The following is a 338-nucleotide window of genomic DNA, read 5'->3' on the forward strand; positions in this document are numbered from 1 at the left end:
AAGTTTGAAAAATACTAGAGATAGAGATACCTAACCATAGGCGCACTCAAATAAGGGTGCGCCGCGCACTAAAAAAATTAAGCGAGAACGTCGAACCCGCGGGCTTTAGCGAACTCTACCGCCTCTCGCACCGACATTGACCGTTCTGGACGATCAACGAATTGCTTGGGATTGTAGACTTCGTGATTAGCTAGAATGTGGTAAACAGCGGTCAAAAGTTGCCTTGCGATGGCAATAATGGTCTTCTTGTGACCGCGACGTTTCTTGAGAATCTGGTAACGTTGCTTAATCTCAGGGTACTTATCGCTTTTGATTAAGCCATTGGCGACTTGGACCAA

At 46.2% G+C, this 338-nt stretch carries 1 pseudogene; it reads right to left on the reverse strand.

Going from position 1 to position 338, the window contains the following annotated elements:
• Positions 1 to 77: 77 nt before the first annotated feature.
• Positions 78 to 338 (reverse strand): annotated as a pseudogene (locus FD01_RS16625) (IS110 family RNA-guided transposase); the annotation flags it as partial.

The organism is Lacticaseibacillus manihotivorans DSM 13343 = JCM 12514 (genome assembly GCF_001435035.1).
Classification (GTDB): Bacteria; Bacillota; Bacilli; order Lactobacillales; family Lactobacillaceae; genus Lacticaseibacillus; species Lacticaseibacillus manihotivorans.